28 protein-coding genes are annotated in these 26,754 nt (G+C 70.4%); 12 read left to right on the forward strand and 16 right to left on the reverse strand.

The window, feature by feature from the left end; translation table 11 throughout:
- Positions 1–12: 12 nt before the first annotated feature.
- The 7 genes from CFN78_RS20410 to CFN78_RS20440 all read right to left on the reverse strand — a co-directional run bounded on the left by CFN78_RS20410 (position 13) and on the right by CFN78_RS20440 (position 5,805).
- Positions 13–885: a 5-oxoprolinase subunit C family protein gene (locus CFN78_RS20410; protein ID WP_094864450.1), complete on the reverse strand. Its 873-nt coding sequence runs from the start codon at positions 883–885 to the stop codon at positions 13–15.
- Complete coding sequence (gene pxpB / locus CFN78_RS20415; RefSeq protein WP_094864451.1) at positions 885–1,493, reverse strand: 5-oxoprolinase subunit PxpB; 609 nt, start codon at positions 1,491–1,493, stop codon at positions 885–887. The genes CFN78_RS20410 and pxpB overlap by 1 nt, the downstream gene beginning before the upstream one ends.
- Before the next feature lie 16 nt (positions 1,494–1,509).
- Positions 1,510–2,133 carry a heme-binding beta-barrel domain-containing protein gene (locus tag CFN78_RS20420; RefSeq protein ID WP_094864452.1) on the reverse strand — a complete coding sequence of 208 codons (624 nt, stop codon included), beginning with the start codon at positions 2,131–2,133 and terminating at the stop codon, positions 1,510–1,512.
- A 198-nt stretch (positions 2,134–2,331) separates the two neighbouring features.
- Positions 2,332–3,525: an ABC transporter permease gene (locus CFN78_RS20425; protein ID WP_094864453.1), complete on the reverse strand. Its 1,194-nt coding sequence runs from the start codon at positions 3,523–3,525 to the stop codon at positions 2,332–2,334.
- Complete coding sequence (locus CFN78_RS20430) at positions 3,522–4,217, reverse strand: ABC transporter ATP-binding protein (protein WP_094864454.1); 696 nt, start codon at positions 4,215–4,217, stop codon at positions 3,522–3,524. Before CFN78_RS20430 ends, CFN78_RS20425 begins: the two co-directional genes overlap by 4 nt.
- Complete coding sequence (locus tag CFN78_RS20435; protein WP_094864455.1) at positions 4,214–5,314, reverse strand: efflux RND transporter periplasmic adaptor subunit; 1,101 nt, start codon at positions 5,312–5,314, stop codon at positions 4,214–4,216. The genes CFN78_RS20430 and CFN78_RS20435 overlap by 4 nt, the downstream gene beginning before the upstream one ends.
- Positions 5,314–5,805 carry a hypothetical protein gene (locus CFN78_RS20440; RefSeq protein ID WP_094864456.1) on the reverse strand — a complete coding sequence of 164 codons (492 nt, stop codon included), beginning with the start codon at positions 5,803–5,805 and terminating at the stop codon, positions 5,314–5,316. The genes CFN78_RS20435 and CFN78_RS20440 overlap by 1 nt, the downstream gene beginning before the upstream one ends.
- A 147-nt stretch (positions 5,806–5,952) precedes the next feature.
- Between CFN78_RS20440 and CFN78_RS20445 the strand changes: the two genes are divergently transcribed.
- From CFN78_RS20445 to CFN78_RS20455, 3 genes are all read left to right on the forward strand, one after another.
- The gene (locus CFN78_RS20445; protein WP_094864457.1) at positions 5,953–6,612 is read left to right on the forward strand and encodes a response regulator transcription factor; all 660 of its coding nucleotides are present in this window, start codon (positions 5,953–5,955) and stop codon (positions 6,610–6,612) included.
- A 1-nt stretch (position 6,613) separates the two neighbouring features.
- On the forward strand, positions 6,614–7,771 hold the full coding sequence (locus CFN78_RS20450; RefSeq protein WP_205660590.1) for a sensor histidine kinase: 1,158 nt from the start codon (positions 6,614–6,616) through the stop codon (positions 7,769–7,771).
- Between the two features lie 105 nt (positions 7,772–7,876).
- Complete coding sequence (locus CFN78_RS20455; protein WP_094864458.1) at positions 7,877–9,580, forward strand: alpha/beta fold hydrolase; 1,704 nt, start codon at positions 7,877–7,879, stop codon at positions 9,578–9,580.
- A 77-nt stretch (positions 9,581–9,657) separates the two neighbouring features.
- Here the strand turns inward: CFN78_RS20455 and CFN78_RS20460 are convergent, their stop codons facing one another.
- From CFN78_RS20460 to CFN78_RS20480, 5 genes are all read right to left on the reverse strand, one after another.
- Positions 9,658–9,963 (reverse strand): DUF1416 domain-containing protein, encoded by a 306-nt coding sequence (locus tag CFN78_RS20460; protein ID WP_094864459.1) that lies wholly within the window; start codon positions 9,961–9,963, stop codon positions 9,658–9,660.
- Positions 9,963–10,805, reverse strand: coding sequence for a sulfurtransferase (locus CFN78_RS20465; protein ID WP_094864460.1), 843 nt, complete (start codon positions 10,803–10,805; stop codon positions 9,963–9,965). The genes CFN78_RS20460 and CFN78_RS20465 overlap by 1 nt, the downstream gene beginning before the upstream one ends.
- Before the next feature lie 66 nt (positions 10,806–10,871).
- Positions 10,872–11,303, reverse strand: a complete 432-nt coding sequence (locus CFN78_RS20470; protein ID WP_094864461.1) for a DUF4395 domain-containing protein — start codon at positions 11,301–11,303, stop codon at positions 10,872–10,874.
- Between the two features lie 232 nt (positions 11,304–11,535).
- Positions 11,536–11,973 (reverse strand): TlpA family protein disulfide reductase, encoded by a 438-nt coding sequence (locus tag CFN78_RS20475; RefSeq protein ID WP_094864502.1) that lies wholly within the window; start codon positions 11,971–11,973, stop codon positions 11,536–11,538.
- A 24-nt stretch (positions 11,974–11,997) separates the two neighbouring features.
- Positions 11,998–12,894 carry an LmeA family phospholipid-binding protein gene (locus CFN78_RS20480; RefSeq protein ID WP_094864462.1) on the reverse strand — a complete coding sequence of 299 codons (897 nt, stop codon included), beginning with the start codon at positions 12,892–12,894 and terminating at the stop codon, positions 11,998–12,000.
- Positions 12,895–13,070: 176 nt separating this feature from the next.
- Here CFN78_RS20480 and CFN78_RS20485 point away from each other — a divergent pair, with 176 nt between their 5' ends.
- The 9 genes from CFN78_RS20485 (at position 13,071) to CFN78_RS20525 (ending at position 21,805) form a co-directional block, all read left to right on the forward strand.
- Positions 13,071–13,817, forward strand: coding sequence for a winged helix-turn-helix transcriptional regulator (locus CFN78_RS20485; RefSeq protein ID WP_094864463.1), 747 nt, complete (start codon positions 13,071–13,073; stop codon positions 13,815–13,817).
- 47 nt (positions 13,818–13,864) lie between these two features.
- Positions 13,865–14,812: a mycothiol synthase gene (gene mshD, locus CFN78_RS20490; RefSeq protein WP_094864464.1), complete on the forward strand. Its 948-nt coding sequence runs from the start codon at positions 13,865–13,867 to the stop codon at positions 14,810–14,812.
- Between the two features lie 412 nt (positions 14,813–15,224).
- Positions 15,225–16,364: a phosphate ABC transporter substrate-binding protein PstS gene (gene pstS, locus CFN78_RS20495; protein ID WP_094864465.1), complete on the forward strand. Its 1,140-nt coding sequence runs from the start codon at positions 15,225–15,227 to the stop codon at positions 16,362–16,364.
- 56 nt (positions 16,365–16,420) lie between these two features.
- On the forward strand, positions 16,421–17,509 hold the full coding sequence (gene pstC / locus CFN78_RS20500) for a phosphate ABC transporter permease subunit PstC (RefSeq protein WP_094864466.1): 1,089 nt from the start codon (positions 16,421–16,423) through the stop codon (positions 17,507–17,509).
- Positions 17,506–18,432 (forward strand): phosphate ABC transporter permease PstA, encoded by a 927-nt coding sequence (gene pstA / locus CFN78_RS20505; RefSeq protein ID WP_094864467.1) that lies wholly within the window; start codon positions 17,506–17,508, stop codon positions 18,430–18,432. The genes pstC and pstA overlap by 4 nt, the downstream gene beginning before the upstream one ends.
- A 12-nt stretch (positions 18,433–18,444) precedes the next feature.
- Positions 18,445–19,221: a phosphate ABC transporter ATP-binding protein PstB gene (gene pstB / locus CFN78_RS20510; protein WP_094864468.1), complete on the forward strand. Its 777-nt coding sequence runs from the start codon at positions 18,445–18,447 to the stop codon at positions 19,219–19,221.
- A 67-nt stretch (positions 19,222–19,288) separates the two neighbouring features.
- Entirely contained in the window at positions 19,289–19,903 is a 615-nt protein-coding gene (locus CFN78_RS20515; RefSeq protein ID WP_094864469.1) for an RNA polymerase sigma factor, read from the forward strand.
- Positions 19,896–21,068 (forward strand): CU044_5270 family protein, encoded by a 1,173-nt coding sequence (locus tag CFN78_RS20520; protein WP_094864470.1) that lies wholly within the window; start codon positions 19,896–19,898, stop codon positions 21,066–21,068. Before CFN78_RS20515 ends, CFN78_RS20520 begins: the two co-directional genes overlap by 8 nt.
- A gap of 71 nt (positions 21,069–21,139) precedes the next feature.
- Positions 21,140–21,805, forward strand: coding sequence for a class I SAM-dependent methyltransferase (locus tag CFN78_RS20525; RefSeq protein ID WP_094864471.1), 666 nt, complete (start codon positions 21,140–21,142; stop codon positions 21,803–21,805).
- Positions 21,806–21,838: 33 nt separating this feature from the next.
- Here the strand turns inward: CFN78_RS20525 and phoU are convergent, their stop codons facing one another.
- The 4 genes from phoU to dusB all read right to left on the reverse strand — a co-directional run bounded on the left by phoU (position 21,839) and on the right by dusB (position 26,700).
- Positions 21,839–22,504, reverse strand: a complete 666-nt coding sequence (gene phoU / locus CFN78_RS20530; protein ID WP_094864472.1) for a phosphate signaling complex protein PhoU — start codon at positions 22,502–22,504, stop codon at positions 21,839–21,841.
- A gap of 82 nt (positions 22,505–22,586) precedes the next feature.
- On the reverse strand, positions 22,587–24,656 hold the full coding sequence (locus CFN78_RS30230) for an LCP family protein (protein ID WP_094864473.1): 2,070 nt from the start codon (positions 24,654–24,656) through the stop codon (positions 22,587–22,589).
- 432 nt (positions 24,657–25,088) lie between these two features.
- Positions 25,089–25,562, reverse strand: a complete 474-nt coding sequence (locus CFN78_RS20540) for a hypothetical protein (RefSeq protein WP_240519572.1) — start codon at positions 25,560–25,562, stop codon at positions 25,089–25,091.
- Entirely contained in the window at positions 25,555–26,700 is a 1,146-nt protein-coding gene (dusB, locus tag CFN78_RS20545; RefSeq protein WP_094864504.1) for a tRNA dihydrouridine synthase DusB, read from the reverse strand. The genes CFN78_RS20540 and dusB overlap by 8 nt, the downstream gene beginning before the upstream one ends.
- Between the last annotated feature and the right edge of the window lie 54 nt (positions 26,701–26,754).

Below are 26,754 nucleotides of genomic sequence, written 5' to 3' on the forward strand. Positions count from 1 at the left end.
GTCACCGGGGAGTCAGCCGGAGGACGGCGCGGCCGAGGGCAGGAACCGGACGGTGCTGCCAGGACGGGCCTGCGCGAGCGCGGGCAGGGCGTCCGCGTCCACCACCCCGATCACCGGGTAGCCGCCCGTCGTCGGGTGGTCGGCGAGGAACAGCACCGGCAGGCCGTTCGGCGGCACCTGGATCGCACCGGTGAGCAGGCCCTCGCTGGGCAGCTCCGCGTCCGCGCGATCCGGCGTCCGGCGCAACGGCGTGCCGTCGAGGCGCAGGCCCACCCGGTTCGACTCCGGGGTCACCGTCCACGGCCCGGCGAGGGCGGACGCGGCCTCGGCGAACCAGTCCTCGCGGGGGCCGAGCCACACCGGCACGCCGAGTTCCGCCGGTACCCGGGCGGGCGCGACCACGTCCGCCCCGCATGGCACGCCCGGCCGTCCGAGCGGCAGCACGTCCCCCTCCGCCAGTGGCGCCGGGCCGATCCCGGACAGCACGTCCCGCGACCGGCTGCCCAGCTCCGCGGGAACGTCGACGCCGCCGGAGAGCGCCAGGTAGCACCGCAGCCCCTCGTCCGGGTTGCCGAGGGTGACCGTCGACCCGGCCGCCAGGTGCACCGGGACGTTCGAGCCGGCCGCCGCCCCGTCGACGTCCACCGCGACCGGTGCCCCGGTGACGGCGACGGTGACCGGCGTCCGTGCCCGCAGCGACAGCCCACCGAGCAGCGCCTCGATCCCGGCCGCGTCCTCCGCGTTGCCCACCAGCCGGTTCGCCAGCCGCAGCGCGGGCACGTCCAGCGCACCCGACGGCGGCACGCCCAACTCCGCGTGACCGGGCCTGCCCAGGTCCTGCACGAGCGCCTGCGCCCCCGCCGACACCACCTCGACGGCCCGCATCAGCGGCTCCGGAAGCGGACGGTGTCGCCCGGCGACAGCAGCGCCGGACGCCGCGCGCGCGGATCGAACAGCACGGTGCCGGTGTGCCCGATCAGCCGCCAGCCGCCGGGTGAGGAACGCGGGTAGACGCCGGTGAACTCCCCCGCGACACCGACCGAGCCCGCGGGCACCGAGGTGCGCGGGCTGTCCAGCCGGGCCTGCCGCAATGGCTCGGCGAGTCCGGTCAGGTAGCCGAATCCCGGGGCGAAACCGGTGAAGGCGACCGTGTACTCGGCGCCGGTGTGCAGATCGACCACCTCGTCCGCGGAGATCCCCGCGGTACGGGCGACCTGGTCGAGATCGGCGCCGTCGTAGCGCACGTCGATGGTGACCTCCCGGCCCCGGCCCTCCGGCGGGTGCGCCAGGTCGGCCCCGTCGAGGAGAGCGCGTACGGCGGCCAACGCCCCCGATCCGGGACGGGCGGCGACGAGCAACGTCCGGGCGCCGGGAACCAGCTCGACGAGCCCGTCCGGCCGGGCGTCCGCGACGACGGCGCGGGCCGCGGCCATCCGGTCGGAGGAGTCGCACTCCAGCAGGGCCGCGTCCGGGCCGTACGGCAGCCATCGCATGCCGCTCAGCCTACGGTCAGCCGACCACGCGGGTGAGCATCGCCGAGGCGTGCGGCTGCAGGGACTGCCCCATCATCGCGCGCTCCTCGACCCAGCCGAGATCTCCGTTGACCAGGCCGTACAGGCGCTTCGCCCCGTTGACGTCCTTGGCGGTGGAGGTGCGGATGACGGCGTCGGTGCCGAGTTCCCATGAAGTCTGGGTGCGCGGCGTGCCGTAGAAGAGTTCCAGGATGCCGGTGTGGTGGGCCAGCAGCAGTTCGATCGTGTCGTCGGCCTGGGGACGCCACCAGCCGGTCTCCCTGGCACCGGGACGGACGACCTCGCCCGCGTCGTCGATCAGCCAGGCGCGCGACTCGTGGTAGAGGAAGGGACGTCCGTCGTGGGCGATCGTGAGCTGCTGGGCGAAGCGCCGCGGACCGTCGATCGTCGGGTAGTTGACCTCGCCCTCGCCGCGCCACACGCCGACCAGCGGCAGCAGTGCCAGGCACGCCTCGTGCAGGTCGGCGCCCTCGCGCAGGTTCGCGGTGTCGACCGGGATGGGCAGGTCGGTGAACTGCGGCAGATTGCGCGACCGGGTCGCCGCGGAGCGCTGCTCCGCGGCCTCGATCGCCTCATTGCCGCTCGTGGGGCCGTCAGTCACGGGTCAGCGCGCGTCGGAGTACAGGCGGTAGACCACGTACCCGCCGAACCACGTCGTGCCGAGGATGGCCAGGATCAGCATCGTCGTAAACAGGATCTCCACGAGCAGCAGGATAACCGCCGGTGGCCAGCCGGGTCCCGGTGGCCGGGCGTGATCCTGCGGACAGCGGACGGGCAGCGGGACCCGGCATCGACGCGTTCACGAGTTCAACGCGGTCGTCGGCGGGGTACTGGCGGCTCGCAGCGCGGGGTAGAAGCCGGCGACCGCGCCGATCACGAGGGTCGCCGCGAGCGCGGCGGCCGGCGCCGTCACCGGCAGCGTGAACGGCCAGTCGCTGCCGATGGCGATCGTGGCCGTCACGGCCGCGCCGATGCCGCAGCCGGCGATCCCGCCCAGCGCCGAGAGCAGCAGGGCCTCGGTGAGGAACTGCACCAGGATGTGCCCGCGGGTCCCGCCGAGCGAGCGGCGCAGCCCGACCTCTCGCCTGCGTTCGAGCACGGCGATGATCATCGTGTTCGCCACCCCGATCCCGCCGACCAGCAGCGCGACCGACCCGAGTCCGACGAGCAGGCCGGTGAACGCCCGGTCGGCCGCGTTCCGGGCGGCGAGCGCGTCGGACGGCCGGGAAACCTCGACCTGGCCCGGATTCTGCGGCGAGATCGTCGGACCGAGCAGGGTCCGCACGTTCGCCACCGCCTCGTCCGCCGAGCGCTCGTAGACGGTCGTCGGGCTGCCGTCGAACCCGAAGAACCGCTTGGCGACGGGCTCGCCGAGAAGCGCGGCGCTGTCCAGTTCGGGGGCGAGCGTCACCGGGTCGAGGATCCCGACGACGGTGAAGAACCGGCCACCGAGCCACACCTGCGTTCCGGCGGAGACGACACCGAGCCGTTCGGCCGCCCGCTGCCCGAGGACCACGGCCGGATAGGTCGACGTCGCCGCGTTCAGCCAGCTTCCGCTGCGCAGCGTGCCGGAGACGACGTCGAGCAGCGCGGTGTCCGCCGCCATGGCGGCGATCCCGCCGGTCGCGGCCGGATCGGACAGTGGGCTCCGGTAGACCGGTTCATCGAGCGCGGCGGTGCTGCTGGCCGACTCGACGCCGTCCACCACGGCGACCTTGGCGGTGGCGTCCGGAGGCAGCGTCGTCTCCTTGCCGAGGAGGTCGCGGCCCGCGGTCGCGGTCAGCAGGTTGGTGCCGAGCCGGGCGAGTTCGTCGTTCAGCCGCGCCTGGCTCGACGAGGAGATCCCGACGACGGCGATCATCGCGGCGATCCCGATCGCGATGCCGAGCGCGGACAGGATCGCGCGGGCCGGGCGTGCCCGCAGCCCGGCGAACCCGAGCCGCACGACGTCGGCCCCGAGCAGCCGTGACGGCGGTGTCCTTCCGGTGCTCACGCGGCCGCCCCTTCCGGCACGGCGGAGTCGCCGGTGACCCGGCCGTCGCGCATGGTGATCCGGCGCGGGATCCGTCCGGCGAGTTCCAGGTCGTGGGTGATCACCACGACGGTCGTGCCCTGCCGGTTCAGTTCGCCGAGCAGCTCGACTACCCGGTCACCCGAGGCCGAGTCGAGGTTGCCGGTCGGCTCGTCGGCGAGGAGCAGCGGCGGGTCGCCGACGACGGCCCGGGCGATGGCGACCCGTTGACGTTCGCCGCCGGAGAGCTGGTGCGGCCGGTGGCCGAGCCGGTGGGCGAGGCCGACGCGATCGAGCGCGGCGGCCGCGCGGCGCTGCCGTCCCGTGCGGGGCACGCCCCCGTAGAGCAGTCCGTCGGCCACGTTGTCGAGCGCGCTCGCGCCCTCGGCGAGGTGGAACTGCTGGAAGACGAAGCCGATCCGGTGCGCGCGCAGCGCGGACAGCTCCCGGTCGCCGAGGCCGGCGACGTCCACGCCGTCGACGCGCACGGTGCCCGCGGTGGCGCGGTCGAGCGTGCCGACGAGGTTCAGCAGCGTCGACTTCCCCGACCCACTCGGCCCGACGATGGCGGCGAACTCGCCCGCGTCCAGCGTGAGCGACACCCCGTCGCAGGCCCGCACGGGTGGTTCGCCATAGGAACGGCAGACCTCGGTGAGTGAGACGATCTCGGTCATCGGTTCGGCACCACCACTCGCTGGCCGGCCCGCACGCCGTCCCCGGAGACCTCGACCCGGCCGCCGGCGAACAGCCCGGTGGTCACCGGAACCTGCCGCGTCCCGCCGTCCCCGCCGACGACTTCGATGCCGAACCGCCGCGCGTCCAGCGCCAGCAGGGCACCGACCGGTACGGACAGCACGTCCGCACGTTGTTCGCTCGGGATGTCGACGGTCACCGAGGCCTGCTGGAACGACCCGGCCGCGGCCGGGTCGTCCGGGGTGATCACGACCGGAACGGAGGTCTCCTTGCCGCCGCCGGAAGCGTCCTTCTCGGTGGGCGTCCCGACTGAGGAGATCGTGCCCGTCGTTTCCGCGCCGTCCGGCAGTCGCAGGTGCACCTTCTTGTCCGCGACGGCGAGCCGCTGGTCGGCGAGCGCGAGGTCGACGTCGACGACCTGGCTGGTGCCGGTCGTCTCGAACAGGCCCGCGCCAGGGCCGACGCGGTCACCCGGCTCGGCCGTCAGGGTGCCGATCCGCAGATCCCCGTCCGCGAACACGACCGAGCCCAGCGGCAGCCGGCCGGTGACCTCCAGCCCCTTGGTGTCCTGCCATTTCCGGATCGCCGCGGCGGTACGCCAGGTGAACTTCTCGTCCGGCTGCTGGCCGAGGAAGCCGAGTTCGCGCAGGCTCTGTTCGAGCGCCAGTACGTCCGGGCCCTCGTCCATGCCGGTCCCGAAGTCCCGCCACGCGGGCAGGTCACCGTGCAGTAGGAACACCGGGACGTTGTCGACGGCGTAGAGCCGGTCGCCGAGGTGGACGACCGAGCCGGGCGCGGGCAGGCCGGTGAGGATCCCCTCACGCGCCGAGTCGGCCGTGCGGCCGCCAGCGAACCGGAGCGTGCCGGACGCGGTGGTGCTGCCCGTCAGCTCGCCCCGCTCGACCTCCCCGGTGGCTCCCTGGTGTGCCCCCACCGCGCTGTCACCCCCTTCGTCGGCATCGGCCGGGACGGCTTCCCTGATGCCCAGTCCCGCTCCGGCGGCCACCGTGACGCCGAGGGTGACGCCGATCAGCACGCGGCGGATGGATTGCCTGGTGCGGTTCGCGCCGCCGGGCATCAGTTACCCCCGGTGGTGGGCTGCGCGGTGCACTTCTCCAGGACGTCGGCGGGGGCGTCCACCATTTCGCTCGCTCCGCCGCGCACCGGGTCGGCGACCTCGATGCCGTTCTCGCGGAAGCACTTCGCGGTTTCGAGCTGCTGCTCGTAGCGTTCCTCTTCGGACAGTGCCGGCCCGCCGTCCGGCGCGGGCGGCGGGCCCAGCTCCGCCTGGCAGACCTCGATGGCCTTCGTCATGGCGGTCATGTCCCCACCCTTGAACTGGACGCTCCCGTTGCTCGGGTCGGGCATGTCGACGCCCTGGTCGCGCATGCACTGGGCGAGGTCGAGCTGGTACTCGTCCAGGGACTTCGACGGTGCGGGCGATTCGGGCCCGCCGCCGGTGGCACCCGGGTCCTCGGCTGATTCGCCGCCGCAGCCGCTCAACAGGACGACCAGCAGGGGAGCCGCGAACAGGGTGAGCTTCGCGGTGCGGTTCTTCGGCTGCTTCATGGTGTGCACGCTCCTTCTCGGTGTTTGCCGGACGCGGGAAGCTGATCAGCCGGGGGGTTGCCGAGAGGTTCCGGTGAACTTTTACGGTTTGAGAACAAGCGCGGTGATTGGCTGCCGTGGACAACGGCACCAAACGAGGAGTCCCGCATGCGTGTGCTGATCGTCGAGGACGAGCCGTACCTCGCCGACGCGGTCCGGGCGGGTCTTCGCCGGGCGACCATCGCCGCCGACGTCGTGCACGACGGAGAGGCCGCGCTGGAGCAGATCGCCGTCAACGACTACGAGATCGTCCTGCTCGACCGGGACCTGCCCGGTATCCACGGCGACGAGGTGTGCAGGCGGATCGCGGCCGAGCACCCGGGGGTGCGGGTACTGATGCTGACGGCCGCGGGTTCGTTGTGGGACCGGGTGTCCGGCTTCGAGATCGGTGCGGACGACTATCTGCCGAAACCGTTCGAGCTACCGGAACTCGTCGCGCGGCTGCGCGCGCTCGAACGGCGTACGCAGCCGGCGCGTCCGCCGGTGCTGGAGTCGCACGGGGTGCGGTTGGACCCGTTCCGCCGCGAGGTCTACCGCGACGGCAGCTCCGTGCGGCTGAGCCCGAAGGAGTTCGCCGTGTTGCAGGTGCTGATGAAGGCCGAGGGTGGCGTGCTCAGCGCGGAGGACATCCTCGAACAGGCGTGGGACGCCAATGCCGACCCGTTCACCAATTCCCCGCGGGTGACGATCTCCAATCTACGCAAGCATCTCGGCGGGCCGAAGGTGATCCAGACGGTGCCCGGCGCCGGCTACCGGTTCGGCGACTGAGGTGCGCCGCCTCGAGGCCCGGCGGCTGCCGATCCGCGCCAGGCTGGCACTGAGCTACGCCGGCATGGTCACCGGATCGGTGGCGGTGTTCATCGTGATCGTCTACCTGTTCATGCGTTTCGTGCCGACGTTCCAGCTCACCGAGACCTTCGGCGGGCCGGGACTGGAATCGATGCGGCCGACCGGGGCGGCCGGGTCGACGGGGGCGACGGCGGTCTCGTTGCAGAGCACCGACTTCCTGCAGACCTTCCTCGTCATCTCGGTGATCGCGCTGGTCCTGCTCGCCGTACTCGGCGGCGTCGTCGGGTGGATAGTCGCGGGCCGGATCATCAAGCCGCTCGCCGCCATCAACCTGGCCGCGACCAGGGCCGCCACCGGAAACCTCGACCATCGCGTCGCTCTCGGCGGTCCCCGCGACGAGGTCCGCGACCTCGCCGACACCTTCGATCGGATGCTCGGCTCACTCGGCCGCTCGTTCGCGATCCACCGCCGGTTCGCGGCGAACGCCTCGCACGAACTGCGGACCCCGCTGGCGACGACGCAGACGATGATCGACGTCGCGCTGGACGACCCGGACATCGACCTGGCCGAGTTCCGCGCACTCGCCGGGCGGGTGCGGGAGATGAACAAGTCGAACATCGAGACGGTCGGCGCGCTGCTCGCGCTCGCCGACGCCGACCGCGGCGCGCGCCTGCGCGAACAGGTGGACCTGGCGGAGATCGCCCGCACCGTGTGCGGTGAGCACGCCGCCGAGGCCCGCTCCGCTGGTGTACGCCTGGACGAGACGGAAGGGGAAGCGCTCGTACTCGGCGATCCGGTGCTGATCCGGCAGGCGCTGTCGAACCTCGTGCGCAACGCCGTCCGGCACAACCACGCCGACGGCCGCGCCCTGGTGCTGCTCTCGGAGGTGCACGGGTTCGCGCGGGTGACCGTCGTGAACACGGGACCGAAAGTGCCGCCCGAATCCCTCGGCTCACTCGTCGAACCCTTCGTGCGCGGCAGCGGCCGGGTCCGGAAACCCGGTTCCGGGCACGGTCTCGGGCTGGCCATCGTCGCGGCCGTCGCCACCGCGCACGAGGCCGAACTCCGGCTGTGCGCCAACGAGGACGGCGGGCTCACCGTCCACTTGGAACTCCCGCACGCGAGCAGGGAAACCTGAACCTTTCCGCAACATCGCTGTCCCTAACGTTCTCCTCGGATTCGTCCACAGACGACAGGAGTACGGATTGTGGTTGCGGTAAGGGGAATTCGGCGCGGTGCCCGAGTGGCGGCCGCGTCCGGGATGACGGTGGCGCTCGCGCTGGGGCTCGCCCTGGTGGCGAACGCGGACGGGAACGAGAACGGGAACGGGCTCGCGCAGTTCCACGAGCAGACGCTCGACTGGCGGCAGTGCCCGGAACCGGGGCCGCCGCCTCCGTCCGAGCAGCCGGACGACGGCATCATCGTCGATCCCTGGCAGGGACAGTGGAAGTACATGGAGTGCACCACGGTGCTGGTGCCGGTGAACTACCAGAAGCCCGAGGACGGCAGGTTGCGGATCGAGGTCAGCCGGATCAAGGCGACCGAACCCGGCCGCAGGCAGGGGGTTCTGCTGTTCAACCCCGGCGGACCGGGCGGCGGCGGGCTTTCCATGCCGTTGCAGACCCGGGAGTCGGAGCTGGCCGGCTCCTTCGACCTGATCGGCTTCGACCCGCGCGGCGTCGGCCGTTCCTCGGCACTGCAGTGCGAACGGGAGGACGATCCCCGGCCGAAGACCAGCCGGCCCGGCGACGAGCAGTTCGCCGCCTACACCGAATACGCCCAAGCCCGCGAGGCCGCCTGCGAACGCGCGGGCGGCGGGATCCGGCCGTTCGTCAACACGGCCAACACCGCGCGGGACATGGACGTCATCCGGGCCGCGCTGAGCGAGGAGAAGATCAACTACGTCGGCTACTCCTACGGCACCTATCTGGGCGCGGTCTACGGGAGCCTGTTCCCCGAGCGCCTGAACCGAAGCGTGCTCGACTCCGCGATCCACCCCGACTGGCTGTGGCGGGAGCAAGCCCTGCGGCAGTCGGCCGGGGTCCGGTTCAACGTCGAGGAGTGGGCCGCGTGGGTCGGCGAACGCGACGGCACCTACCACCTCGGCGTGTCGAAGGACGAGGTGCTGGCCACCACCGAGGCGCTGGCCGCCGAGCTGGCCGACAGGTCGGTGCCGATGAACCGGGAACGGCCGGACGACTGGTACTACATGTGGCCGGACGAGTTCGATCGGACCACTGTGGACACTTTCCTCGCGCAGGCGACCCAGCAGCGACCGGGCTGGGACGTCACCGCCGAGGTGATCGCGGAGGTCCGCCGGGCGGCCGAGGAAGGCACGGCCGTCTCCAAGGACACCACCGCCGCGGTCGGCAGAATGCTGTCCGGACAGGGAATTCCGAAGGTCGACCCGGGGGTGTACGACACGGTCACCTGTGAGGCCGACTGGCCGAGTGACCTGGAGACGTACTACGAGGACATGCGGCACCACCGCGAGAAGTACCCGTACCTCGACGGCAACGGCAGCGGCGTGATCGGTGCCGCGCCGACCAACTGCACGTTCCGCGCCTTCACCCCGCCCGAGCCGCTGGTTCCGCTGAAGCGGGACGGCTACCCCGCGGGGGTCGTCATCCAGGGCGACGGCGACCCCGCGACGCAGTACGAGGGCGGGCCCGCGATGGCCGCGAAACTGGGCCACCAGTTGATCTCCGTCCGGGACAGCGGCGCGCACGGGCACTTCGGCACCAACGCGTGTGTGACCGAGCGGGTCAGTGACTACCTGATCAACGGAGTGCTGCCACCGTCCCAGTCGGAGTGCGCCGCCGAACCGCGCCCGCCGGTCCCGCCGGACGCCGCGTCCACGGCGGAGCACCGGGCCACGCCGGGCAGCAAGGACGACCGCCTGCGGGGCGTTCTCGAACACCGGTCGATCTGGCAGGAAAAGGCCTAGCGGGAACGTGAAACGCGGCGAGGGGCGCCCCGGAGAACCCGGGACGCCCCTCGCCGCGAACGTATGCCAGTGCCGCCTCAGGCGACCGCCACCGCGACGGCGTGCAGACCGGGACCGTCGGCGTGGACGGAGGCCTGGCCGTTGCCGGAACGGTGCAGGGCACGCACCGTCCACTCGCCGGGCGCGGCGTAGAAGCGGAAGTCGCCCTCCGCCGATGCCTGCACCTCGCCCGCGAAGTCACCGTCGGCGTTGAGCAGCCGGACGTACGCGCCACCCACCGGGCCCGTGTCGCCGGTGACCTTGCCCGCCACGACGACCTGGTCGCCGGTGTCGGTGTGCTCGCCGATCGCCGTCTGCGCCGGAGCGCCGCAGCCGTCAGTCATCACTTGCCTCCCGTTCCGGTTTCGACGGGCACGCCCACCAGGGAGCCGTACTCCGTCCACGAACCGTCGTAGTTCTTGACGTCGGACAGGCCGATCAACTCGCGCAGTGCGAACCAGGTGTGGCTGGACCGCTCGCCGATGCGGCAGTACGCGATGGTCGCCTTCGAGGTGTCCAGGCCGACGCCCTCGTACAGTTCCTTGAGCTCGTCTGCGGTCTTGAACGTGCCGTCCTCGTTCGCCGTCTTCGCCCAGGGAACGTTGGCGGCGCTGGGAATGTGGCCGCCGCGCTGCGCCGACTCCTGCGGCAGGTGCGCCGGGGCGAGCAGCTTGCCGGAGAACTCGTCCGGCGAGCGCACGTCGATCAGGTTCTTCGTGTCGATCGCCTCGACGACCTCGTCGCGGAACGCCCGGATCGACAGGTCCTGGTCCTTCGCCGTATAGCTTGTGGTCGCCCGCCGCGGCACCTCGGTCACCAGCTCGCGACCGTCGAGTTCCCACTTCTTGCGGCCACCGTCGAGCAGCTTGACCTTGTCGTGGCCGTACAGCTTGAAGTACCAGTAGGCGTACGCGGCGAACCAGTTGTTGTTGCCGCCGTAGAGGATCACCTGGTCGTCGCCTGCGATTCCCTTCTCCGACAGCAACTTCTCGAACCCGGCCTTGTCCACGAAGTCGCGGCGGACCTGGTCCTGGAGTTCGGTCTTCCAGTCGATCCGCACGGCGCCGCGGATGTGGCCGCCCTCGTACGCGGTGGTGTCCTCGTCGACCTCGGCGAAGACGACGCCGTCGGTGTCCAGATTCTCCTCGGCCCACTGGGTGGTGACCAGGACGTCTTCACGGCTCATGGAGCGGCACTCGCTTTCTTGTGTTCGGGAACGGGTTCTCGGATGCGTGGATGTCTTGCTGCGTGCTCAGGCCTGACGGCTGGGGGCGAACCTGCGCATCAGCAGGTAGACCTCGCAGCCCAGGCAGAAGTTGAACGCGGCGTTGAGGAATGCGGCGAACAACGCGAAGGCGGTGGCGACGATGCCGAGACCGGCGATCCCGGTGGCGTAGCCGATCGTGCCGACGAGGGCGAACACGAAGCCGACCGTCTGGGCGAACCGCAGCGGCGCCGCGTCCTCCCGCTCGCTGGTCGGTCCCAGCCTCGGTGCGACCAGTCGCCGGTACAGCACCGAGTACGGGGCGGGCCGCAGGCCGACGAACGCGCCGATGGCGAAGACCACCGTCTGCGCCGCGAGCAACGGCCACCAGCCCGTGGCGAGCACGACGGCCAGTACGACCGTCGTCACGATGGCCGCGAAGCGCGGGCCCCTGGGGTCCACCGGCGGTTCCGCGGACATGTCACCTCCTGGTGCCGGACGTGGTCGAGCGAGGACGGGAGCCGCCGGTTTTCCGGCGGCGGGCACGTTCGCTAGAACCGACAGAGGCTGCTGCGCACGCGGCACAGGTCCACTGCGCGGCGTTGCGTCAACAGGGTGACAAGTGCGTTCACAGCGTCGAGGATACCCAGGATTCCCTCAGGGTGGGACCGTCGTTCACCCTGTGGGACGAGTTCCGGATCGCGGACGCCGGTCACGGCAGGTACGCCTTCAGCGCGTCGAGCAGCCCGGACGAGCGGGGCACCCCGCCCACCCGCAGCAGCTCCCGGCCGTCCGGGGCGAGCGCGATCGTCGTGGGGGTGCGCAGCACGCCGAGCTGCCGGGCGACCTCCGGCCGGTCGGTGACGTCGAGGTCCACGTGCCGGAGACCGTCGGTGCGTTCCGCCAGCGAGGACAGCAGCGCACGGGTCTGCCTGCACGGGGCACAGAACGTGGTGGAGATCTGCACCAGCGTCACCGGCGCCGCCGGATCGAGGGCCTCGGCGACGGGCTCGGGCAAGGTCGCGCCGGCGGCCGACGGCAGGACAGTGCCCGCGGGGGCCGGCCGGACACGCCCGTTGCGCGCGGTCAGCAGGCCGCCGGCGGCGAGGCCCAGCACGAGCGTGCCGAGCAGCACCCACATCCCGGTCATCCGCGCCTCCGGCTCCACGCGGGCTCAGCCTCCGGCAACACCCGCGAACGTCACGTCCTTGGCCTCGCCCTTGATGATGATCGCGTTCTTCTCGACCAGCACCGCCGTGGGCGTCACCTTGAACGGCAGATTGCCGGTGTCGATCTTCGCCTCGAAGTTCGGCAGCAGCGCCTGCTGTACCTCAGGGGGAACGACGGTGGTCTGCCTGTCATTCCCGAACTGCAGGCGCTCCGGCGTGATGCGCACGGTGTTGCCGTCCAGCTCGATCATGGCGAAGGCGAAGATCTCCAGGTTCTCGCCCGCGACCTGCAGCCGCCCGGACATCCGGATCCCGGCCGAGGAGTCCTCGTCGGCGACCTGCCCGGTGGTCTCGCCCGCCTCGCCGCCACTGCCCGCGCCGTCGGTGTCCGACTCGGCCGCCTCGCCGTCGCGGACGTACTCCTCGCTGGACGGCTCGATCTTCAGATCGGCGATCTTGGTAAGCGGTTCCACCCGCGCGATGTCGCTGTCCTTGATCTTCACCTGCCCCTCCAGCCTGCCGATCCGGATGTTGTCGGTGTTGCCGCCGGTCAGGTCCGACAGCGGGGCTCTGACCTCGCGCAGCTCCGCGCTCAGTTCGACGTCGCGGAGGGTGTCCTTCACCGGGACCCCGCCCGCGCGGACGGAGAGGTGGCCGTAGTCGCCGGAGATCGCCTGGGTGGCGAACGGGAAGCCGTGGATCGTCACCGAGGGGTCGTCGGTGAGCTGGAACTGCTCCCGCGCCTTCTGCGAGACCGTGTGCTCGGCGAAGGCCGCGGCGCCGAAGTCGGCACCGATCAGCAGGACCAGCAGCACCGCGAGGACGATGAAGATCTTCCTCGTGCGGCGGCCACGCGGCCGGGGCGCGGTCTGCGCGTACTGGGCACCGGGGCTGCTCACCATTGCTTCCGTTCTTTTGCCTGTGTGTGTCGGACCGAGTCTGCACACGACCCCGTGAAGCCGGCGAACGGGTGTGATGCCAACTGCATGAATGGGGTGTGACGTGGTTGTAGCCGGTATTCTCACTCAGCACCGGACGCGAGCCGTATTCGAGGCGAGCTAACCAGAGGCGGTGGGCGATGAGCCTGGATTTGCTGGTTTTGACAGCCGAACCCGAAGCTGGGGCGGTGCTGCCGGCCCTCGACCTGCTGCCACACGCCGTTCGGGTGCGCCCGCCCGAGGTCACCGCCCTGCTCGACGCCGGGCACCGGGACGTGATCCTGCTGGACGCCCGCACTGACCTTGCCTCCGCGAAGAGCCTCTGCCGGCTGCTCAAGGGCACCGGCGAGGAGGACACCACGACCCCGGTCATCGCCGTGGTCGGCGAGGGCGGCCTGGTGGCCGTCAGCGCCGAGTGGCGTGCCGACGACATTCTCCTGCCGACGGCGGGGCCCGCCGAGGTGGACGCCCGCCTGCGGCTGGCCACCACCCGCGAGGGTGTCTCCGGGCAGACCGAGGCGGAGCTGCGCGTCGGCGATCTGATGATCGACGAGGCCACCTACACGGCCCGGCTGCGCAAGCGCACGCTGGAGCTGACCTACAAGGAGTTCGAGCTGCTGAAGTACCTCGCCCAGCACGCGGGCCGGGTGTTCACCCGCGCGCAGCTTCTGCAGGAGGTGTGGGGTTACGACTTCTTCGGCGGTACCCGCACGGTGGACGTGCACGTCCGGCGACTGCGCGCGAAGCTGGGCCCCGAGCACGAGCAGATGATCGGCACCGTGCGCAACGTCGGCTACAAGTTCGAGCGTCCGGTGAAGTCAGCGCCGAAGCCGTTCGTGCGGTCCACGCCCGAGCATTCGCTGCAGGACGCGCGCTCCACCCGCTGACGCCTGCCCGTTCGCGTCTTCCCGGCGGTTTTCAATAGGTTGGAACCATGCTGAACACGGTGTGGGTGGACCGACTGGACGCGGCCGTCACCGAGGAGGTGCTGTCGCTGCTGCGCGCGGCGATGGCGGTGGACGGACGCCCCGAGATCGCCGACGCCGCCGAGGTGCTGCCCGGTGAGTTCGCCGGTGGTGCGCACCTGCTCGCCACGGAGTCCGGGGAACTCGTCGGCTACGCCCATCTGGACACCACCGGAGACGCCCACGGCAGGCAGGTCGCCGAGCTGATCGTCCGGCCGGAACGCCGCCGCGAAGGCCACGGTGCCGCGATGGTCGCCGCCCTCGTCGAACGCGCCGGAGCGTCGGCCTTAACGTCGCCCGGAACGACAGAGGCCACCGGCACGCTGCGCGTCTGGGCACACGGGGACCACCCCGGCGCCGCCGCCCTCGCCGCGCGGACGGGCTTCGTCCGGGACCGCGAGCTGCTCGTCATGCACGTGCCCGTGCCGGGCGCCGACTGGCCGGAACCGGTACCGCCGGCCGGAGTGACGCTGCGGACCTTCGTGCCGGGGCAGGACGAGCGGGCCGTCATCGCGGTGAACGCCAGGGCCTTCTCCTGGCATCCGGAACAGGGCGCGCTGACCGTCGAGGACCTGGTGGCCGAGCAGGCCGAGGCGTGGTTCGACGCGGACGGGTTCTTCCTCGCCGAGAACGCGGCGGGCGAGGTCGTCGGCTTCCACTGGACGAAGGTGCACCCGCCGAACCCGAAGCGCTTCGGCGGCGAACGTACCGGCGAGGTCTACGTGGTGGGCGTTGATCCGGGCGCGCAGGGCGGCGGTCTCGGCCGCGCGCTGACGCTCGCGGGCCTGCGGCACCTGCGCGAACGCGGCCTGCCACAGGTGATCCTCTACGTCGAGGGGGACAACGCGCCCGCGGTCGCCGTCTACGAGCGCCTCGGCTTCGCCCGCCACGAGGTGGACGTCCAGTACGGCCGCTGACCCCCGTCCCGCCCGCCCGTGAAAAACGCAATATGTCGACGTATTGCGCTCCGCCGTACCGCAATTCGTCGACATATTGCGATCCATCGTGCACAAGGCATCGCAATACGTCGACATATTGCGGAGTTGCGGCGGGTGGCGTTTCGGGGTGGGGATTCGTCCGGACGGCGTAGTGGTTGACCGGCGAACTTAACCAACGGCCAGCGCCGGGTCACGCACGGCGAACGCCCAGGTCACGCCCCGGACACGACGGAACCTCGGCGGCGTAGCGCTGCTCACACTCGCCACCTTGTTCATTTCCCGTTCACCTCTTCAGGGGTGGCCGTCCACCGGCGGTGCTTACTGTCCGCAGGCGACGCGGCAAACAGCCGTGTGGATGCGGATCAATCCGGCGTGGCCTGGAGGACTTGAAGTGAAGATCATGCGGCACGTGGGCGCTGTAGGGATCGCGGCGAGCGCCGCCGTTGTGCTCGCGGCCTGTGGCACCGATCCCCAAGCGGCGAACACCGCGAGCGAGCAGTCCGGCGCGGCCCCGGCCCCGTCCGGCACCGCGCAGGTGGACTGCGGCGGCAAGAGCCCCCTCTCGGCCGAGGGTTCGTCCGCGCAGAAGACCGCGATGGACATCTTCGTCCGCGAGTACAGCCGGAAGTGCTCCGGCCAGCAGCTCAACTACAACGCCAGCGGCTCCGGCGCGGGCGTCAAGCAGTTCAACAACGGCCAGGTGGACTTCGCCGGGTCGGACTCCCCGCTCTCCGCCGACAAGGGCGAGGTGGACGCCGCCAAGCAGCGCTGCGCCGGCTCCGAGGCGTGGAACATCCCGCTGGTCGTCGGCCCGGTCGCGCTGGCCTACAACGTCTCCGGCGTCGACAACCTGACGCTCAACGCCGAGGTCACCGCCAAGATCTTCAACGGTGGCATCAAGAACTGGAACGACCCGGCGATCAAGGCCGTGCCGGGCAACGAGAGCCTGACCCTGCCGGACAAGCCGATCCAGGTGGTGTTCCGCTCGGACGAGTCCGGCACCACGGACAACTTCCAGAAGTACCTGTCCGCCGCCGCCAAGGGCGCGTGGACGCAGGGCGACGGCAAGGCCTTCAACGGTGGCGTCGGCAACGGCGCGGACAAGTCGAACGGCGTCGTCGAGACCACCAAGGGCGCGGACGGCGCGATCACCTACGTGGAGTCCTCGTTCGCCAAGGAGGGCGTGAAGACCGCCAAGCTGGACAGCGGTTCCGGTGGGGTCGAGCTGACCCCGGAGAACGTCGCGAAGTCGCTGGACGCCGCGAAGTTCAAGAACGAGGGCACCAACGACCTGGCCCTCGACCTGGACGCGATCTACGCCAGCAACACCCCGGGTGCCTACCCGCTGCTGCTCGCGACCTACGAGATCGCCTGCTCGAAGTACGCCGACCCGGAGGTCGCCAAGGCCGTCAAGGCGTTCCTGACGGTGGCCGCGACCGACGGCCAGCAGCCGCTGACGGAGAAGGGTTTCGTGCCGATCCCGCAGAGCCTGCAGGCGAAGGTGCTGACCGCGGCCCAGGCGATCGCCTGATCCACTTGCGCGTCGGCTGATACGCAAGTAGAGACTGGCTATCCAGGAAAGAGTCGATGACCGAGCAACGCTCGCAGCGGACGCTCACCGGAGCCCCCGGTGAGCGTCCGTCGTCGCGTGAATCCCTAGCGGAGGGCCCGATTTCCGAGCAGACAGCGGCCCCGGTACCGGCGGGCGGGGACCCGAAGAACACGGCCGGCGGCAACGGCAAGTCCAACGCGGTCCGCCCCGGCGACCGCATCTTCAAGAACCTGACGACCGGTGCCGGCGTCTTCGTCGTGGCGCTGATCGGGTTGATCGGCGTTTTCCTGGTCATTCAGGCGATCCCGGCGCTGAAAGCCAACCAGGTCAGCTTCCTGTTCTCCCGGGAGTGGTCCACAGGCGACAGTGGGAACCTGCGGTTCGGCATCCTCGACCTGCTGCTGGTCACCGTCACCACCTCGCTGGTGGCGCTGGTGATCGCCATGCCGGTGTCACTGGGTATCGCACTGTTCCTCACCCAGTACGCGCCGCGCAGGCTGTCCAGGGCGTTCGCCTACGTCATCGACCTGCTGGCCGCCGTGCCCTCGATCATCTTCGGCCTGTGGGGCCTGCTGGTCCTCGCGCCGACGATCGAACCGTTCTCGGCGTGGCTGAACGAGACGTTCTCCTGGATCCCGATCTTCGCGGTCGGCAACATCGCGCCGAACATCCGCGGCTCGATCTTCACGGCGGGCGTGGTGCTCGCGGTGATGCTGCTGCCGATCATCACCTCGCTGACCCGCGAGGTCTTCGAACGCACGCCGACCCCGCAGATCGAAGGGGCGCTGGCGCTCGGTGCCACCCGCTGGGAGGTCATCCGGACCACGGTCCTGCCGTTCGGCAAGGCGGGTTACATCGGTGCCTCCATGCTCGGCCTCGGCCGCGCGCTCGGCGAGACCATCGCGCTGACGGTGATCCTGCTGATTCCGAGCACCGGCTTCGACTGGAGCATCTTCGACGGTGGCGCCACCTTCGCCTCGAAGATCGCCGCGGACGCGAGTGAGTTCAACGATCCGACCTCGGCCGGTGCCTACATCGCGGCCGGGCTGGTGTTGTTCGTGCTGACGTTCGTCGTCAACTTTTTCGCCCGCGCCATCATCGGCGACAAGAAGGGGGACCGGTGAGCACCGCACTGTCCGATACCGACAGGCCCGCGAGCGCCCCCGCGTTCCAGCAGGTCAGCGGTCTCCGCAAGAGCAAGAACGGCCTCGCGACGGTACTGGTGTGGCTGGCCTTCGCGGTTGCCGTCGTGCCGCTCGTATGGGTGCTCTACACGGTGGTGGTCAAGGGCATCACCAGGGTCATCTACTCGAACTGGTGGACCGAGGACCTCTCCCAGGTACTTTCCGACGAGGTCGGCGGTGGTGTCCTGCACGCCATCATCGGCACCCTGTTGCAGGGGCTCGTCTGTGCGATCGTCGCCGTCCCGCTTGGCCTGCTGGTGGCGATCTACCTCGTCGAGTACGGCCGCGGCGGCAAGCTCGCCAAGCTCACCACGTTCATGGTGGACATCCTCTCCGGTGTCCCCTCGATCGTGGCGGCGCTGTTCATCTACGCCCTGTGCATCACCACGCTGGACATGCCGCGCAACGGCATCGCCGTCTCGCTCGCCTTGGTGCTGCTGATGATCCCGGTGGTCGTGCGGTCCTCGGAGGAGATGCTGCGCATCGTCCCGGACGATCTGCGCGAGGCCTCGTACGCCCTTGGCGTGCCGAAGTGGAAGACGATCGCGAAGGTCGTCCTGCCGACGGCGCTGTCCGGCATCATCTCCGGGATCATGGTGGCGCTGGCCCGGGTGATGGGCGAGACCGCGCCGCTGCTGGTGCTGGTCGGCTACTCCGCCTTCACGAACTTCAACATGTTCGACGGCGAGATGGGCGCCCTGCCGCTGCTGATGAACACCGAGCGGGTCACCAACACCATGGCCGACGGCAGCGTCGGCGCCGACCGGATCTGGGGTGCCGCACTGACCCTGGTGGTCATCATCGCCCTGATCAACCTCGCGGCCACGGTCATCTCGCGCCTGGTCGCACCGAAGAAGAAGTGAGCGGATTCCACGATGGCCAAACGAATCGACGCGAAAGACGTGGACATCTTCTACGGCAAGTTCCACGCCGTGGACAAGGTCACGTTCTCGGTGCCGCCGCGTAGTGTCACGGCGTTCATCGGACCCTCGGGCTGCGGGAAGTCCACCGTGCTGCGGACGCTGAACCGGATGCACGAGGTGATCCCCGGGGCCAGGGTCGAGGGCAACGTGATGCTGGACGGCGAGAACATCTACGCGTCCAATGTGGACCCCGTGCAGGTGCGCCGGACGATCGGCATGGTCTTCCAGCGCCCCAACCCTTTCCCGACGATGTCCATTCGGGACAACGTCGTGGCTGGTCTGAAGCTGGCCGGTACGAAGAACAAGAAGCAGCTCGACGAGATCGCCGAGCGGGCGCTGCGCGGGGCGAACCTGTGGACCGAGGTCAAGGACCGGCTGGCGAAGCCGGGCGGCGGTCTCTCCGGCGGGCAGCAGCAACGGCTGTGCATCGCGCGGGCCATCGCCGTGCAGCCGGACGTCCTGCTGATGGACGAGCCGTGCTCGGCGCTCGACCCGATCTCCACGCTGGCGATCGAGGACCTGATCGCGGAGCTGAAGAAGGACTACACGATCGTCATCGTCACGCACAACATGCAGCAGGCGGCCCGGGTGTCCGACCAGACGGCCTTCTTCAACCTGCACGGCGTCGGCCAGCCGGGGCGGCTGGTCGAGCTGAACGACACGGAGAAGATCTTCTCCAACCCGGACGAGAAGTCCACCGAGGACTACATCTCCGGCCGCTTCGGCTGATCCGATGGTGTGATCCAGGTCACGCGAATGTGAGGGTGCTCGGTCGCCAATTACAGTCGTGAGGCCAATGACAGAACGCGCCGGCGGACCGGCCGACCCCGCGAGCGAGGATCGGCCGGAACTCGGCGGCCCTGACGTGGTCGGCAGTTTCGGCCCGCTGTACGACCGCTACGCCCGGGAACTGCACCGGTACCTGCGCAGACGGGTCGGCCAGGTGGCGGACGACCTCGTCGCCGAGACGTTCGTCGTCGCCATGCAGCACCGGCAGGACTACTCGCCCGATCGCGGGACCGCCCGGTCCTGGCTGTACGGCATCGCCACCAACCTGCTGCGCGGCCACGTCCGCGAGGAGGCCCGCACCCTGCGCACGGCCGCCAAGATGGTCGGCGAGGCGCAGCAGAACGCGGATCCACCTGATACGCGCGTCCCGGACCAGGTCGACGCGCGGGATCAGGTCACCCGTCTCACCGCGGCCCTGGCGGAGATCGACCCGGGCAACCGGGACGCGCTGCTGCTCACGACCTGGGCCGGAATGGATGCGAGCGAAGTGGCCGAGGCGCTGTCGATCCCCGTCGCCACGGTCCGCACCCGGCTGCACCGCGGCCGCAGGCAGTTGCGCGCCGAACTGGCCGCGAACCGGCGTCCGCGCCGGACAGGGGAAGGGAGTCTCGGTGATGAGTGATCGCGACGAGCAGGCGCCCGCGTCCGAACCGCGGGACGACGCCGAACTGGACCGGATGCTGGGGCGCGTCCGTGCGGACGTACCTGCCGACGAGGACGCGCTGGACCGTGGCCGCGCCACTGTGCTGGCGGCCGCCGCGGAGTTGGAACGGGCGGACGGCACGGTCGTCGCCGGGCCCGGCACGCTGATCCGCGTGGTACCGGCCGACCCCGAGGCCGAGCCGGAAACGGCCGGGCGACCGCGCCGGAGGCGGGCCGCGAGCCTGGCAGCCGTGGCCGCGGCGGTGGTCGTGGCGGTGGCGCTGGCCGTCGCGCAGTTGCCGTCCACCGAGGAGCCCGGCATCGACACGGCCGCGGCCGAGGTGCTGGAACGGGTCGCCGAGACGACCTCGCGAACCGGGGATGTGCCGATCGAGCCGGGGCAGTACCGCTACACCGAGATGCTCACCTGGCGTCCGGGCACCGGCAGAACCCAGAACGGCCAGGACGTCGAGTACCGGTCGGAAGTGCTCACGCGGACGTGGGTACCGTCGGACGAGCGGCAGGAATGGTTGCAGCGCGACAACTTCACCGGAAAACGCGAGATCGTCTCCGGTGGCGAGGAAGCCCTGGAGATCGCTCTCGCGACTGAGCGGGAGATGGACGGCAGGGAGGTACGCGGCCGGTGCGGTGACTATCCGGACGGACGAACCACGCAGCCCTGCGAACGGTACGGTCAGGTCGACTGGTCCAATCCGACGCTGGCCTGGATGTCGAGCTTGCCAACGGAACCGGCGGAACTGGCCGAGCGGCTGCGCGAGGACAGCCTGTCCTCGTTTGCCGACCGCGACTACCAGCGACTGACGGATGCCACCTTGTTGCTGCGCACCGGCAGGCTGCCCGCCGCGCAGCGGGCGGCCCTCTACCGAGTGCTGGCTTCCGTACCCGGCCTGCAGACGGCGGAACCGCAGACGGCGCCGAACGGACGTGCGGGGATCGTGCTGAGCGTACCGGCCCCCGGGGCGAAGCGATGCGAGATCATCATCGATCCGGAGACGGGCGAGTATGTCGGCGACCGGGTTGTAGACCTGGCGGGGGGCGAGGCCGGAACACCCGGTGGCGCGGTGGCATTCCATGCCGTGCGATTCGGCGTGGCCGACCGGATCGGTGTCGAGCCGGGGGGTTGAGGGGGACGTGCGGAGGGGCGCACGCTCGGTCCGAGTGCGCGCCTCTCCGCCGCTTCACTACTGTCGGGCCGATGTGCGCACACCGTATCGATCGGCCCGCCGACCTCGACCTGGTCCGTGATTCCTACGACCGGGTGGCCGACAACTACGCCCACATGGTGACGACCACCGGAGCCGGCGACATTCGCAGCCATCCGTGGCTCAAGGCTTCGGTCGATGCTTTCGCCGACTCCGTCAAGGATTCGGGGCCCATCCTCGACGTCGGCTGCGGGCCCGGAACCGTGACGGCCTATCTCGCCGAACGCGGGTTGGACGTGACCGGCGTCGATCTCTCGTCCCGCATGATCGAGAACGCGCGCCGCCTGTATCCGCGATGCCGCTTCAGCGTCGGCTCCGCCACCGAACTCGATCTGGAGGACGCATCCCTTGCTGGCGTGCTCGGGTGGTGGTCACTGTTCAACCTCCCGCGCGAGGTCCTTCCGCAGGTGCTCGCCTCGTTCGCGCGGGCACTGAAGCCCGGCGGATTCTTCCTCACCGCAACGCACGTCGGTGACGAGGACGTGACGCGCACCGAAGCGTACGGGGGAGTTCCCGTTCGCTGGACGACACACAAGTGGCTACCGGAACAGTTCCTCACCGTGATCGAGCAGGCCGGACTGCGCCCGGTCGCCGAACTTCGCCTCCTGGACGAGCGAAGCGGGACGGGCCTGGTGGTCATGGCCGAGCGGCCCGCCTGACAAGCACGTGCCCTCCGGCAAAGGGGGACGGGCCTACACCTCGTCCGAGGTTCCGTAGCCGGGCATCTTGCCGGTGACCACGAAGACCATCCGCCGCGCCACCGAGACGGCGTGGTCGGCGAAACGTTCGTAGAACCTGCCGAGGAGGGTGACGTCCACCGCCGCCGCGACGCCGTACGGCCACTCGCGGTCCATCAGCACGGTGAACAGGTGCTTGTGGATGTCGTCCACCTCGTCGTCGTCCGCCTCCAGGGCGAGCGCGGCGTCGACATCCTTGCTCTTGATGACCTCTTCGGCCTGACGGGCCAGCCGGACGGCGATCGTGCCCATCCTGGCGAAGTACTCGCGGACCTGGTCCGGCAGAACCGGGTCCGGGTGCCTGCGGCGCGCGGCTTTCGCCACGTGCAGCGCGAGGTCGCCCATCCGCTCCAGGCTCTCCGCCGCGTGGATGGCCGCGAGCACGGCGCGCAGATCGGTCGCCACGGGCGCCTGCAGGGCCAGCAGTGCGTACGCCTGCTCCTCGCACGCGGAGCGTGCGTCGTCCACCTTCACGTCGTCGGTGATCACCTGTTCGGCCAGCGCCAGATCGGTGTTGAGCAGTGATTCGGTCGCCAGTTCCATGGCCGTTGCGACCTGCCCGGACATCTCGGCCAGTTTGACGGCAAGTTGTTCGAGTTCGACGTGGTAAGCCTCGCGCATGAATTACACCTTAGGGGCCGGGGCACAAAAACGACGCATCGAGAAGTGAACTGGAGGTGAATCAGGGTTGAAGAGTCCGGCGTCAGGGGCGGCTGGCGGGCTTCGCCTGCTCGAGTGCGTCCGGCGGCGCCTCGGGAGGTGCGTCGCTGGGTAGCGGGCCGTTCTCGATGAGTGCCCGGAACAGTTGCTCGGCGGGCTCCTGCATCAGCACCTCGTTGCCCCGGCTGTTCGCCTCGCCGACCGTCGGCACCGTCTCGAAGCGGACCTTCGTCGAGTCCAGTCCCTGCATCGAGCGGGCCAGGGTGAGGAGCTGGTCGATGCCGAGGTTGTCACCGAATGTGGCCGAGGCGAACGCGTTCACCAACCCGCTCAGCTTGCCGGGATCGAGGATCACGTCCTTGGACATCGTCTTCTGCAGCAGCGAGCCGATCACTTCCTGCTGCCGCTTGATGCGCCCGTAGTCGGAGGTGACATCGCCTTTGACGTGCCTGGCCCGCACGTAGTTCAGCGCCTGGTCGCCGGAGATGGTGACATCGCCCGCGTCCGGGATGATGGGCCCGAGAATGTCGTCGATAACCGGCTCGTCGACGGTCAGCGGAACGCCTTCGACCACGTCGATCATTTCCTTGAATCCGTGGAAATCAACGCCGACAAAATGGTTGATCTTGATTCCGGTGAGCTGCTGCGCGAGTTTCGTCGTGCATTGCGGGCCGCCGATTGCGTAGGCCTCGTTGAGTTTCGCTTTTTCCTTTGGCGGAACGATTTCGCCGGTGTATTCGCCACTGGCGGAATCCCACCGTTCGCATTCCGGCCTGGTCACTTCGAGGTCGCGCGGGAAACCGACGACGACGGCACGGTTCCGGTCGGCGGGAACGTGGGCGATCATCAGCGAGTCGGAGCGCGCGCCGGGCACGCCGTCGGCGCTGCCGACGCCCTCCTCCGCCTCGGCGCCCTCGCGCGTGTCCGAGCCGGCGATGAGGAAGTTCTCGTCGCCGTTCTGCCCGGCGGCGTCGCGGATGTCGGCGGAGTTCTCGTCGAGCGCGGCGATCTCGTTGAACTTGCCGTTGAACCAGGTCTTCATGCCCCAGGCGGTGCCGGTGAGCAGGAAGACGAGCACCGCCGCGGCCGCGGCCGCGATCTGGCTGGTCCGTACCGAACGGTGGTTCTTCCGGACCTTCTTCTCCTGCAACCTGGTCTTCGGCGCCGTGGTGGCGTCGGTGGCACCGGCGGACGCCTCCGCCGTCTCGCTCTCGGCGACCGCGGTAGCCGGTTCGGTCTCCCCCGCCTCACGCTTGAACGGCGTCGGCCTGCTCGCCGGTCCGCGGGCGGGACGGGAGACGGTGGTGGACGCCGCTGCCACCGGAGCCGCTGCCGGCCGGGTGGTTTCGGCGGCCACAGCCGCTGCCGCTCCGGCGGCGGCCGCCGCGGCATGTCCGGATGGCCTGCCCGCCACCGGGCCGTCCACCGGACGGCGTCTGCGGGTGCGTTCGGGATCGGCTCCGGCCGGGGCGGACCGCTCTGGCCTGCGTCGTTCCGGCCCGCCGCGCTCGGCAGGCCCGGACTCGGGTGGGCCCGCCGGACGGCCGGGACGGCCGCGCTCGGGCGAGCCGGGAGGGGGAGCCTGCCGGGGCGGTGGCCTGCGCCGCCGGTCGGCGGTCAGGTCGGCCTGCGCGGGCGTGTACCGCGTCGAGGGGTCGGGGCTCGCGCCGTTGCCGGGCGTGGCATTGCCGGGCGCACCGTTGGCCGCTGCTCCGCGCGGGGGCGGGGCGGGGCGGTCGTCACGTACGGGCGGGACGGCCGCGCGGGGGCGTCTGCGTGGCCGCTCCGGTTCGGCAGCGGGCGGTACGACGGCGTCCGGGTTGCCGCCGCCGGGCGGACGGGGCGGCGGCGGGACGCGGCGGGGCGGCGGCGTGCGACGGGGCGCCCGCTGCTGCGACGGTGCCTGCTGTGGCGGTGCCTGCGGGGGTGGCGCCTGCTGTGGGGGCGGTGCTTGCCGTCCGGGGGGCTCGGGTGCGGGCTCCGCGCGCCGGGGCGGCGCCTGCCTGCGCCGTCCGGTGGGCGGCTGCGATTCCGGTTCGGCGCCGGCCACCGGTCGCTCGCCGGTGTGGCGCTGCACCACGTCGGAGACGCTGATCCCGCCGTAGGTGTCCATCGACCGTCTCCGCCGTCGTGGGCGGTCGTCGTCCTCGGAACGTCCGTGCGACGAGGGGCCGTCAGCGCGCGAGCCGGTACCGGGAAGGCCACGTTCGTCTGGCACCCGGTCTCCTTTCGTGCGCGCGGTGGCCCTGTTCAAGACCTGTACGGATTCGGCGTCTCGACACTGACGCGACTACCGCCTCGATGGTTGCCTGAGGGCAAGCAAGCGGTCCGATCAGCTTGATCGTTCCGCGGTCAGCGTTCGTTATCGTACGGACAGCAGAGAGTCGTGACGACACCATCCGGTGACTTTCCTACTGAGAGTTCGGGGCAATTCGGGCATAGCTGCCGTTCAGGTGACGCGACCTGCTGCGGAACGTGTTATATGCCCGTCGATAAACTACGCAGAGTGTTGACAACTCGGTCGGGTGACAATTGTGCGCGCCGGTCAGTTCTGCTGTGCGCAGGGCGCGAATCCGTAGGCGCGGCCGTCCAGCACCGCGATCCTGCGCACGCCGATCTGCTCCCCGACCATCGCCCCGTTCTGCCGGACCGTGGTGGACACCGACACCACGTACACCGCACCGGCCGGTTTTCCGCCGCCCTCCGGTTCCCAGTCGGGATCGGGCCGGACGGTGGACAGTGCCGGGTACACGTCCATCACCAGGCCGCTGAGCCCGCAGGCCTGATCGGCGAAGTCGGGATGCTGGGTCGAGCGAAGGAACTCGTCCTGCGCCTGGGTGCCCTGCCTGCCCGCCTCGTTGAAGGACTCGAAGTAGGCGTCGACATGGTCGGTGTCGCTGGGGACGGGCGCGATCACCGGAGTGGCGGGAGAACACCCCTGCGTCGCGAGCAGCACTGCGGCGACGGTGCCCACCAGGGCGGTCCACGGCCACGGGTTTGCCGGACGCGCCCTAACCACCGGAGTGCATCATGTCGGCGCCCTCAGGCACACACGGATCGTCCGGGTCGTCCAGCCAGCCGTGCGGCAGCGTCACCTTTCCCGGCGAGCCCTGACGTCCGCGCGGGCCGAGCGCGTCGGCCGGGAACGGGGCGTCGTGGTCCAGCCGTCCGATCAGCTCGTCCAGCTCGTCCAGGCCGGAGACCAGCGCGAACGCCCGGCGAAGCTCGGAACCGATCGGGAAGCCCATCAGGTACCACGCCATGTGCTTGCGCAGGTCACGCAACGCCTTCGTAGCCCCGTCGTGCTGGATCAGCAGCTCGGCATGCCTGCGCAGCACCCGGCCGACCTCGCCGAGGTTCGGGCCCTCGGGCACCGGACGGCCGGCGAACGCAGCCTCCAGTTCACCGAACAGCCACGGCCTGCCCAGGCAGCCACGGCCGACGACCACCCCGTCACACCCGGTCTCGGCCATCATCCGCAGCGCGTCGTCGGCGGAGAAGATGTCCCCGTTGCCCAGTACGGGAATGGTGCGCACGGCGTCCTTCAGCGCGGCGATCCGGCTCCAGTCGGCCTGGCCGGAGTAGCGCTGCGCGGCGGTGCGGGCGTGCAGCGACACCGCCACCGCCCCCTCCGCCTCGGCGATCCGGCCGGCGTCGAGGAAGGTGTGGTGGTCGTCGTCGATGCCGACGCGGAACTTGACCGTCACCGGTACACCCGCCGGTTCGGCCGCCTCGACGGAGGCGCGGACGATGTCGCCGAACAGCCGCCGCTTGAACGGCAGCGCGGCCCCACCGCCCTTGCGGGTCACCTTCGCGACCGGGCAGCCGTAGTTCTGGTCGATGTGGTCGGCGAGACCCTCGCCGACGATGATCTTCACGGCTTCCCGCATGGTCGCCGGGTCCACGCCGTAGAGCTGCATCGACCGTGGGTGCTCGCCCTCGTCGAAGGTCATCAGGTGCATGGTCCCGGGATGCCGTTCGACGACGGCGCGGGCGGTGATCATCTCGCAGACGTACATGCCGGCGCCGTACTCGCGGCACAGCCTGCGGAACGCGACGTTGGTGATGCCGGCCATCGGGGCCAGCACCACGGGCGGATCGACCTGGTAGGGGCCGATCTTCAACGCCGGTCGGGCGATCGTCTGCGTCTGTGTCACGTCTCCATTGTCACCGACGCCCGCCACCTCTCGCGCGCCCGGCCGCGCCACCTG

It is taken from the genome of Amycolatopsis antarctica (genome assembly GCF_002262875.1).
Classification (GTDB): domain Bacteria; phylum Actinomycetota; class Actinomycetes; order Mycobacteriales; family Pseudonocardiaceae; genus Amycolatopsis; species Amycolatopsis antarctica.

Coding starts and splice junctions, on each gene's coding strand:
- CFN78_RS20410 (WP_094864450.1), bottom strand. CDS start 885: ATGCGGGCCGTCGAGGTGGTGTCGGCGGGGGCGCAGGCGCTCGTGCAG.
- pxpB (WP_094864451.1), bottom strand. CDS start 1,493: ATGCGATGGCTGCCGTACGGCCCGGACGCGGCCCTGCTGGAGTGCGAC.
- CFN78_RS20430 (WP_094864454.1), bottom strand. CDS start 4,217: ATGACCGAGATCGTCTCACTCACCGAGGTCTGCCGTTCCTATGGCGAA.
- CFN78_RS20435 (WP_094864455.1), bottom strand. CDS start 5,314: ATGCCCGGCGGCGCGAACCGCACCAGGCAATCCATCCGCCGCGTGCTG.
- CFN78_RS20440 (WP_094864456.1), bottom strand. CDS start 5,805: ATGAAGCAGCCGAAGAACCGCACCGCGAAGCTCACCCTGTTCGCGGCT.
- CFN78_RS20445 (WP_094864457.1), top strand. CDS start 5,953: ATGCGTGTGCTGATCGTCGAGGACGAGCCGTACCTCGCCGACGCGGTC.
- CFN78_RS20460 (WP_094864459.1), bottom strand. CDS start 9,963: ATGACTGACGGCTGCGGCGCTCCGGCGCAGACGGCGATCGGCGAGCAC.
- CFN78_RS20465 (WP_094864460.1), bottom strand. CDS start 10,805: ATGAGCCGTGAAGACGTCCTGGTCACCACCCAGTGGGCCGAGGAGAAT.
- CFN78_RS20470 (WP_094864461.1), bottom strand. CDS start 11,303: ATGTCCGCGGAACCGCCGGTGGACCCCAGGGGCCCGCGCTTCGCGGCC.
- CFN78_RS20475 (WP_094864502.1), bottom strand. CDS start 11,973: ATGACCGGGATGTGGGTGCTGCTCGGCACGCTCGTGCTGGGCCTCGCC.
- CFN78_RS20480 (WP_094864462.1), bottom strand. CDS start 12,894: ATGGTGAGCAGCCCCGGTGCCCAGTACGCGCAGACCGCGCCCCGGCCG.
- CFN78_RS20485 (WP_094864463.1), top strand. CDS start 13,071: ATGAGCCTGGATTTGCTGGTTTTGACAGCCGAACCCGAAGCTGGGGCG.
- mshD (WP_094864464.1), top strand. CDS start 13,865: ATGCTGAACACGGTGTGGGTGGACCGACTGGACGCGGCCGTCACCGAG.
- pstC (WP_094864466.1), top strand. CDS start 16,421: ATGACCGAGCAACGCTCGCAGCGGACGCTCACCGGAGCCCCCGGTGAG.
- pstB (WP_094864468.1), top strand. CDS start 18,445: ATGGCCAAACGAATCGACGCGAAAGACGTGGACATCTTCTACGGCAAG.
- CFN78_RS20515 (WP_094864469.1), top strand. CDS start 19,289: ATGACAGAACGCGCCGGCGGACCGGCCGACCCCGCGAGCGAGGATCGG.
- CFN78_RS20520 (WP_094864470.1), top strand. CDS start 19,896: ATGAGTGATCGCGACGAGCAGGCGCCCGCGTCCGAACCGCGGGACGAC.
- CFN78_RS20525 (WP_094864471.1), top strand. CDS start 21,140: ATGTGCGCACACCGTATCGATCGGCCCGCCGACCTCGACCTGGTCCGT.
- phoU (WP_094864472.1), bottom strand. CDS start 22,504: ATGCGCGAGGCTTACCACGTCGAACTCGAACAACTTGCCGTCAAACTG.
- CFN78_RS30230 (WP_094864473.1), bottom strand. CDS start 24,656: ATGGACACCTACGGCGGGATCAGCGTCTCCGACGTGGTGCAGCGCCAC.